This is a genomic window from Sessilibacter sp. MAH1, assembly GCF_054658315.1.
Window position 1 is genome coordinate 23,232 of record NZ_BAAGIC010000008.1, and the last position, 9,982, is coordinate 33,213.

The window sequence follows — 9,982 nt, forward strand, 5'->3', positions numbered from 1 at the left end:
TTTACACATGGATGTGAAATCTTCAAAGCATTATTTATATAGAACGCTAACGTCAGTAATACTAATAATATTCGCACAGCACACGCTATCCTTCTCAGAAGTCGAGAGATCACAAGACGAAACCGTCATTGTTAATTTAAAACTGGACAGAATTCCTTTATACACCAGTATACTCGCCTATCATAGTAACGATGGCCTTTGGATTCCATTGGCGGAATATTTAACGGCCCTGGATTTTCCGATTACTATTAATTATGAGCAACAAACTGCCGAAGGTTGGTATATAAATGAGAACAATACATTCTATTTAGACACTAAAACAGAAGCACGAGTTGTTTTATCAGGAAAAATTACGCCCATAAAATCTGGACTCGAATTACATTACGACGACTATTATGTAAGACTAGATCTGCTTGACCAATGGTTTCCGATCGAACATAACTACGATCCATCCAAACTTGAAGTAGTTTTACACAGCCTCGTTAATTTGCCTCTGCAAAATTCACTGGCACGTGAAAAACAGCGCTTAAAAGTGAGTAGTTTCAACCAAGCAGAAACCGCTAATTATCAAGTGAGCAGCTATCAATGGCTAAATACACCCAAAATAAACGCATCGGCAAGAGATATATCACTATTTAGCGAGAACGGTGACTCACAAGCCAATTATACAATCAATTTATCGGGTGAGTTTTTAAAACACACCTACATTTTTAATGCAAACTTAGACAGCGCCGGAAAGATACAAAACAGTAAAGTAGAACTTCAAAAACAATTCAACATTAACAACAATAAAATAAATCTAAATATCGGCGACATTATTAGCAACGATTTTAGTCAATCTCTACCAACGACTGATGGTTTTGGTGTTAGACTTTCTAACACACCAGCCTTTATCACCAACACATTTTCGACATTCACCTTGCGTGGCGATGCAGACGCAGGCTGGGACGCAGAGCTTTATCTAAATAATACGTTAATATCGGCTCAAAAAATTGCTGCCAACAATCAATATCTATTTACCGATGTGCCGGTAAATTTTGGAAATAACGAATATCGAATTGAGTTATACGGCCCGCAAGGACAGCAAAGAACAGAAACGGTTAGAAAAAACCCGAACCAAAACTGGTATAAACCCGGTTTTTGGCAATACGAACTGTTTGTTCAGAAAATTGGAGAATCTACCTTTAATGACTTAAACAACGAGCTTGAGAGCGCCGGAAATACTTCTGCGTTACGCTCCGATCTATTTTTACAATACACACACAGTGACAAAGAATTCAGTCAATGGCATTTTCTTAAGGGTAAAGATACTTCGTATTTTACCTATTCACTGCAAAAAAACGATAACACCGGCAATTATAACTTCAGCTCAACAACCGATTTAACAGGCGGCTCTCAATCATTTGTAAATTGGCAAGGGAAAATAGGCAGATATTCTTTAGATTGGAATTGGAGTAATTCGGATAAATTTATACCCTTTGAAACAGACACAAGCGAGCCAACCGATGATATATCTCAATCTAAATCAGAGCTAAACGGTTCTGATTCTTCGATCAGGTTAAACGGAATTCTAAAACGGTTTTCGGGAAGAACTCTAAATCAGACAATTCAATTTCAAAATATCGAATCCTCTAGTCAGTCACGGTTGTTATCTTACGGTCTTTCTTATGGATCACCGAGAATCTCGTTAACGAATAATTTATCGGCGAATTTACTGAACGATAATTTTATATCTGGGAATCTACTCGGCCGGTTCCGGTTGAACAAGGTTTCATTGTCAACCAATTTAGGTTACGACGGTATTGCACTTGAAAAGGTAAATAATTTATCCATATCCAGTCGTTACCAACTTGCCAACAATTGGAATCTAACCTCCAGAAGCCAATGGCAATTTTCAGATAAATCTACAACGCGGCACTCCCTGAGTTTTAACTATAAACACAAAAAATATCTATTCGGGTTAGATTTCAACAGATCACAACAGGGATTATCCGCAGAACTGAGTATTAGTTTTGCCTTGACTCATTCGCAACTCAATAAGCATTGGCGAGTAGCTTCAAACCAGCAAGATGACGCTAGCACCATCGAATTTCTAGGATTTTTGGATACCAACAACAATGGCACACGCGATGATAACGAAGAAATAATTCCCGATTTTGGACTCGCCATCAACGAGAGAATAATAAGAACCAACGAAAAGGGTTTGGGCTTTTACGACAACATTTCTCACAACGAACCAGTGGATGTACGAGTCTCAGAAAAAGGTTTGGATGATCCGTTTTGGATAAGCACACAACCCGATCTTCATTATATTGGCCGTGCGGGGCGATCAATCAGCATTGAGGTTCCTATTATTGAAAGCGGCGAGATCGATGGTTCAATTTTTATTGTGAATAATGGTGATTTAAAGCCGTTAAATGGTATTGAACTAGAGTTAAACAATATTGATAAAACCATTATCAGAAAGAGCAAGACCTCCTACGATGGTTTTTATCTGTTCGATAAATTACCACCTGGCAGTTATGAGCTATCGGTTAATACTGAAAAGCTTGCTAAATTTGCAATCACTCATAAGTCAAAGATTGGTAATACCATTAACGTTAATATTGAAGGTAACGGTGACGTTATTAATGGTATTGATTTTGTAGTTCGTGAGATTTCGGAATCAAATCCACTAACAGTCATTCCTAGCCATTAAATATCGTTGATATTTTGCTTCATTTTATACAACAAAAGAGCGCCCCAAATACCCGATAAAATAATCAAGAGAGTTCCAATTGCAAACGCGAAACCGGCAATAAATTCGGTATTTTGTAGGTTATTTGTCATGGTGAGTAAATTACCCCAATCGTGGCTACTTTCACCCCTGCCACCGACTAGCGGTAATGAACGATATCGGGCATCTAAAATATACGGGGAAATATCAATAAAACTTTGACCACTCCACCATAACATTATAGCAGCGGCAAAATTGTCTTTGTATTTAATCGAGAAAACCAGTAGCAAACCCAGCGGCATCATCACCTGAAACAGGCTACCACCCAGAATTGCCATAAATCGGCCAAAAGGAGCGAAAAACACATGGCCAAATTCATGAAAAGGCAGAATAACATTATGTAAAAAAGAACCGCCTATTCGTGACCAGTCTATACCACCAAGAATAAAGTAACCGCCCCAGAGCATGAAAACAGCAAACAATATTAGACGTGCATAAAAACCAACGGTTGTTACCCGCTCAGGAACCGAAAAAAAAGCCTCGTAGAATTGCTTCCCGAGGCCAGCTTGCTGCTCTTGAGTGAGATCAGATTCGTAATCATCGCTAGTATTAATGCCTGCGTGATTTATGAATGCGTTTTTTTGCGGCTTATCGTGAATATGCCATTTTTTATAGGCAATCGAACAGTTCGGACAAATGCCTTCATGCACATGCGTATCACTGGCCTGTCTTTGATATCCACACTTTGGGCACTTCATGTTTAACACTCTTATTATTATCGAATACGTCTACAAAAACTCTAAAAACCTCCGTTTAACTCGTCCATGATTTAATCAGAGAACAGAAATTGGCAATGCGATTCCCAATTTCTATACAATTTCAATGACCTACCGTTCTTGAAATTGACGACACATCCTTGTGTCGGGGAAACTCTGAGTGAATCAGAATTTCCTCTTATTAACTTAGATAAATTTGTAGCTTAATCGATATTCAGTAAAAGCCAAAACAAATAGTCTGCAATATCATTAGCAGGCGCTAATTAACTCGAAATTAATCTGCGCCGCCAACACTTATTATCTTGAAGAATTTTTACGATTCTTACTTTAGTCACAACTGCTTTACGTTAAGTGCGTTGATATTTACGCGGCAGTTCTTTTTATTTTTCCGGCGACTAAATTCACCAAAACATAAAACAAAGGTACAAACAATATTGCAATACAGGTAGCACCCACCATGCCACCGATTACGGCAATACCAATGGCGTTTTGGCTCACCGAACCTGCGCCGCTTGAAATGGCTAATGGCACAACGCCCATGGTAAAAGCAATGGACGTCATAATAATTGGGCGGAAACGTTGTTTTGCAGAAATAGCCACAGCTTCCAATAAATCAACACCCTGCTCTTGCAATTCTTTAGCAAACTCAACAATTAAAATTGCATTTTTAGCGGCTAATCCAACTGTTGTTAACAGAGCAACTTGTAGGAATACATCATTGGGTAGACCAAAAATATACGCCGCAGCCACCGCACCTAAAACACCTAAGGGTACAACCAACATAACCGCGAAGGGCACAGCCCAGCTTTCATAAAGTGCCGCTAAAGCCAAAAATACAATAAGAATTGAAAGAACATACAAATAGGTTGCCTGGTCACCTGTTTGGCGCTCTTCATAAGAAATTCCATACCATTCTAGGCCAAAGCCCTCGGGTAGCTCGGCAATAATACGAGTTATTTCATCCATGGCTTCGCCAGAACTTATGCCGGGAGCAGGAGCGCCCAAAATATTTACCGACGCATTTCCGTTAAATCGCTCCAACTTAGGCGAACCGTAAGTCCATTGGGAACTGGAAAATGCACTGAACGAAACCATTTCACCGTTGGCGTTACGAACGTACCATTTTTGTAAATCTTCGGGACTCATACGGTAGGCCGAGTCGGCTTGCACGTACACGCGCTTAATACGACCCTGGTCAATAAAATCGTTGACGTAACTTGAGCCCCAAGCAATTTGTAAATTGCGATTAATATCGGCGATGGATAATCCTAACGCCGAAGCTTTTTCGTTATCCAAATTAATTTTGTACTGAGGTACATCCTGCAATCCGTTCGGGCGCACGCCCACTAATTTGGGGCTCGCAGATGCTTTACGTAAAACCTCACCTTGTGCGGCCATTAACGCTTCATGCCCAAGACCTGCCCGATCGATAAGTTGTAAACTAAAACCAGAGGCATTACCCAATTCACGAATTGGCGGCGGAGTGAAGGTAAATACCGAAGCATCTTTAATTGAGGCTAAAGCTTTTTGCGCGCCGGCATTGACCGCAAAAATTGTTTGGTCATCGCCCTCACGCTGATCCCAATCGACCAGGCCAATAAATCCTAATGCCGCATTTTGTGCATTACCAGAGAAGCTAAAACCAACAACGGTAAACATGTGTTCAACAATATCGCCGTGCTCATTTAAGAAATAATCTTCTACTTTTTTGGCCGTCTCTAGGGTTCTTTCAGCGCTGGCACCAGGCGGTGTATTAATGGTCATGTACATCAAACCCTGATCTTCGTTAGGAATAAACGAACCGGGCAACTGACTAAAAATACCACCAAGACCCACAATCAAAATTAAATAAACAACTACCGAGCGCGCACGTTTATTGGCTAAATACAGCGCAGAACTTTGATATTTATCGCGTATGCGATTAAATCCGCGATTAAACCAACCGACAAAACCTGTTTGGTCTTCTTCACTGACGTGTTTTTTAGCTTTAAGAAAGGTCGCACACAAAGACGGTGACAAAATCATGGCCACCAATACCGATAAAATCATGGCGGTTACAATGGTTACCGAGAATTGCCGGTAAATAGCACCGGCAGAACCGCTAAAAAACGCCATGGGAATAAATACCGTTGATAGAACAACCGCAATACCCACAAGCGCACCGCTAATTTGTCCCATGGATTTTTTGGTAGCTTCTTTTGGCGATAAGCCTTCTTCTTCCATGAGTCGCTCAACGTTTTCTACTACAACAATAGCGTCGTCAACCAAAAGACCAATAGCTAATACCATGGCAAACATGGTTAACACGTTGATTGAAAAACCCAAACCCAACAACACTGCAAAAGTACCCAGCAACACCACAGGCACGGCAATGGTAGGAATTAAGGTTGCGCGTAAATTCTGTAAAAACAGCAGCATTACAAAAAATACCAATACAACGGCTTCTATTAATGTGTGTACCACAGACTCGATAGAAAGCTGAATAAACGGCGTGGCATCACGCGGATAAATAATTTTTACACCTTCGGGTAACAAAGATGATAATTCTTGTACACGAGCTTTAATGGCTCCGGCAGTTTCCAAAGCATTGGCACCTGCGGCTAGCGAAATACCCATACCAACGGCAGGTTGGCGACGATAGCGAACAATGGCCGAATACGATTCCGAGCCTTTTTCAACTCTGGCAACATCGCCAAGGCGAACTTGTGAACCATCGGTATTTACACGCAATACAATATTGCGAAAATCTTCTTCGCTGGTTAATAAAGATTGCGCGGTAATTGTGGCATTAATTTGTTGATTGGGTTGTGCGGGCAATGCACCCAATTGCCCGGCAGATACATCGGTATTTTGCGCTTGCAAGGCCAATTGAACATCGGCAGGCGTTAAATTATAACTGTAGAGCTTATCGGGATTTACCCAAATTCGCATAGCGTATTGATTGCCAAATAAACGAATATCACCAACGCCATTAATTCGAGCTAAGGGGTCTCTAAAATTAGCGACGGCAAAATCGCCTAAATCGGATTGCGAATAAGATCCGTCTTCGGAATATAAACCCACCACAATTAAGAAATTATTATTCGACTTGGTTACTGTCACACCAAGCGCTTGTACCTCTTGTGGTAATTGGCTTAGCGCTGCTTGAACTTTGTTTTGGGTTTGTACCTGTGCAATATCGGGGTCGGCTTCCGGTTCAAATGTTAGGGTAATTGTTGCCGCACCATCGGAGCTTTCGGAATTAAAATATCGAAGATAATCGATACCCGTAAGACGCTGTTCGATAATTTGCGTAACCGCGTTCTCAACCGTTGCGGCAGAAGCACCGGGATATTGAGCGCTCACAGTTACCGTCGGTGGCGCCACGGTGGGATATTGTTGAATGGGCAAAACCTGAAGAGATAACGCGCCTGCTAGCATGGTGATGATGGCTATAACCCATGCAAAAACAGGCCTATCAATAAAGAACTGGGCCATAAATTACGAATTCTCGGATGTACGAATAGTGGACGCTTAATAAACTGCGAGCCGTTAAATCTCTACAAGGTTACAAGAAGATTTTTTGCTCTAAATAAAGAAGAAACTCAAATTGATCTAGAATTATCAACAACATTAAGTTGCGCTAAAAATTTCTGTATCACAACACTATTAAAACGGTGAAAACATTTAAAAGAATGACTTGGGCATCTTCATTTAAATTAATTTTACAGTGAATAAATCAAAAATATTTACAACCTTTGATTAACGCCGTCATGAATTAATCGGAGGTTCTGTGTAGAAAAGAGTCGATAATTTGGCGGCAATTCAATCATTAACTTGCCAAAACCAATCGCTCAATGGCGTGCTTAATATTCGTTAACGCTACTAAACACCCAAATCTTCAGAGAAGTACTGTTTTTAAATCGATGATTTAAAAAACTGAGCGACTCAATTATTGAGCCGCAGCCTGGGCAGACGCAACATGCCCCATTACCGTAGAAACCTGCTCACCGGGACGTACTTTTTGATAGCCTTCGGTAATTAACATATCACCGGTCTTTAAACCTTCGGTAACCACCCAAGCAGAGCCACGGGTCGATTCGGCAACAACCTCTCGTTTTTCAACAATGTTATTTTCACCAACCAACCACACTTGCAGTTTGCCATTTGGGCCACGTTGAGTTGCGCTTTGTGGCACGAGCACCGCTTGAGTATTACCCGCATTAAAGCTGGTACGCACATACATGCCTGGCAACAAATAACGTTCGGGATTAGGTACCTCAGCACGCAAGGCCACAGAGCCGGTGGTGCGATCGACAGTAACTTCTGAAAGCTTTAAAACACCTTCATGCTGGTAAACTTGGTTAGATTGCTCATCGAACAACAGCTGTACGGCGATGTTTTCAGACTGCATGAGAGAATTCAAATGAACCAAATCGGAAGTTTTACCGGTGTGCTGAATATCTACATAAATTGGATCAAGTTGCGTAATTGTCGCCAAGGCAGCCGATTGGTTTCCAGTTACCAAAGCACCTTCGGTAATGGCCGAACGGCTGATACGACCACTGATAGGCGCATACACCTTGGTGTAGTCGACATTAATCTTGGCAATATCCACTGCGGCTTTGGCAACGGCTACTTCGGCTTTGGCTTTTCTTAGATCTGCGTGTAAGTCATCGTACTCTTGCTGACTAACCGCTTTCATTTGTAATAATTCTTGAAAGCGTCTTTCGGTAACCTTAATAGATTCGTACTCAGCTTGAGCGGCTTCTAAATCGGCTTCGGCACTGTGTAGAAGGGCCGCGTATCGAGTATCGTCAATTTGATAAAGCTGCTGGCCTTTTTGTACCTCACTCCCCTCTTCGAACATGCGCCGAATGACAATACCTTCTACCTGAGGCCGAATTTCGGCTTGTCTAAACGCCGTAACTCGGCCGGGAAAAGTCTCTTTAATATCAACAGAAACTGATTTAACTTTTTGAATAGCTACTTCTTTTAGAGGAGCATTTTTATTACCTGCATTACTTTGAGCAGATACCGTATTAATTTGATAAACACTGAGCAAGGTAGCGGCACATATAGTCGCCACCGCGACTAGAATTCTCATATTTCCTCCGAGAAATCGAAACCTTTTGTTATTGTAAAACGGGGGTTCCTACACAATATTTGTGAGAGACAAAACCATCTTTTAAATAGCTTTCTCATTAATGACAACTTTAGCGCTTAGCTAACAGAAATACTTGCCTAAAGCTTCCTAGCACTTGTCAAATCCTACACGTTTTCTTTTCTAAGCAACGGCAACTTCTTATTAACGGCTAGAAAAAGTAAATCCAAAACAGCCAAATTATTAAGCGAGATTCTTTTAGTAAAGCAGTATTGATGACAAATACGTTTTAATGCATTTAAAAACAGCAATTATTTTACGGGTTTATTTCACAATATCTCTTGAATAGACAAAAATTAAGCCAATCAAAGCCGCGGCAATACAATAGGTGCGAAGTGTGCAAAAAATATGGTTGTGAACAATCTTTCTAAAATTAACGCTAAGTTTTGTCAAATCGTACAATCCCAATGAACAACGACCTCAGCAGATTTGTACAACCACACTAAAAAACACCGGTGCCTAAAATAATTATTCAAAACATTGCCAACCGAAGATCTCAAAATATAGGAACCCAAAAAGAACAACGCTAATAAACCAACGGTGGCTCTCTCGATCAATGTAAATATTACAGACACCAATGCCAGCTTTGGTAAAAAAGCTACGCGTTTTTTATCCTAGATTGACCTCAAAAAACGAAAAAAATTACCTTAATGTACGATAGTAACCATCCATAGATTAAAAAATGTTACACGATATGAAGCCAGCAACTTTTAGCACAGCCCTCTTTTAACACAGCCCTCTTTTAGCGCAGTCTTTTAAAGGAAAGATAATTTAGAAGTTTCGTATATTAGTGTTATTCAGAGTTAAAATTTACATACCTGAAGACGGCTAATAGACCAGAGGAAACCCTGATCCAGCTCTGGCCTTCTTTACCGGTCTACGCCTTCTTTATATAAAGCATAAGCGTTTACCCAAAGCAGGAGCGACTCGCAGATATCCATGACGATATCTAAGAGGAGGCCCATGAATAGTCTGGTAAGAATGACTTCGACAAATTTGCCAAACAGAAATCTACGAACAGAAATCTACGAACAGAAATAAAATTAGGGGCAAAAATACGATAAAAAGGATAATAAAATCTGGAAGAGTTGCAGCAACTGAGTTACATAAAACGGGAATGAAGAATATAGCGATAAGAAATAACGTTAAGAGCGGAATTTAGATTTGAGTAATTTCTAAGCGAGAAACTAACTACTTTTTTTACGAGGAGAAATAACTACTTTTACACGGCAGAAAAATTACTATGCGCTAAGCAGAAAAGAACTTGAAGAAAAATGATATAAGCCGAGGAAAATTTTATATGTAATAAGTTTCTACAGACAACATTTGTACAGATAATATTTACAC

Annotated in this window: 4 protein-coding genes; 1 reads left to right on the forward strand and 3 read right to left on the reverse strand. The window is 40.4% G+C overall.

All coding sequences use genetic code 11. The features are described from left to right. Window positions 1-7 precede the first annotated feature (7 nt). Window positions 8-2,698 carry a hypothetical protein gene (locus ACYQ28_RS09595; protein ID WP_460049664.1) on the forward strand — a complete coding sequence of 897 codons (2,691 nt, stop codon included), beginning with the start codon at window positions 8-10 and terminating at the stop codon, window positions 2,696-2,698. On the opposite strand, the gene ACYQ28_RS09600 is transcribed toward ACYQ28_RS09595, so the two are convergent. The 3 genes from ACYQ28_RS09600 to ACYQ28_RS09610 form a co-directional block, all read right to left on the reverse strand. Beyond that, entirely contained in the window at window positions 2,695-3,474 is a 780-nt protein-coding gene (locus tag ACYQ28_RS09600; protein WP_460049665.1) for a hypothetical protein, read from the reverse strand. The two genes, ACYQ28_RS09595 and ACYQ28_RS09600, sit on opposite strands and share 4 nt — an antisense overlap. 381 nt (window positions 3,475-3,855) lie before the next feature. Next, complete coding sequence (locus ACYQ28_RS09605; protein WP_460049666.1) at window positions 3,856-6,969, reverse strand: efflux RND transporter permease subunit; 3,114 nt, start codon at window positions 6,967-6,969, stop codon at window positions 3,856-3,858. A gap of 454 nt (window positions 6,970-7,423) precedes the next feature. Next, complete coding sequence (locus ACYQ28_RS09610) at window positions 7,424-8,578, reverse strand: efflux RND transporter periplasmic adaptor subunit (RefSeq protein WP_460049667.1); 1,155 nt, start codon at window positions 8,576-8,578, stop codon at window positions 7,424-7,426. Between the last annotated feature and the right edge of the window lie 1,404 nt (window positions 8,579-9,982).

Coding starts and splice junctions, on each gene's coding strand:
- ACYQ28_RS09595 (WP_460049664.1), top strand. CDS start 8: ATGGATGTGAAATCTTCAAAGCATTATTTATATAGAACGCTAACGTCA.
- ACYQ28_RS09605 (WP_460049666.1), bottom strand. CDS start 6,969: ATGGCCCAGTTCTTTATTGATAGGCCTGTTTTTGCATGGGTTATAGCC.
- ACYQ28_RS09610 (WP_460049667.1), bottom strand. CDS start 8,578: ATGAGAATTCTAGTCGCGGTGGCGACTATATGTGCCGCTACCTTGCTC.
- ACYQ28_RS09600 (WP_460049665.1), bottom strand. CDS start 3,474: ATGAAGTGCCCAAAGTGTGGATATCAAAGACAGGCCAGTGATACGCAT.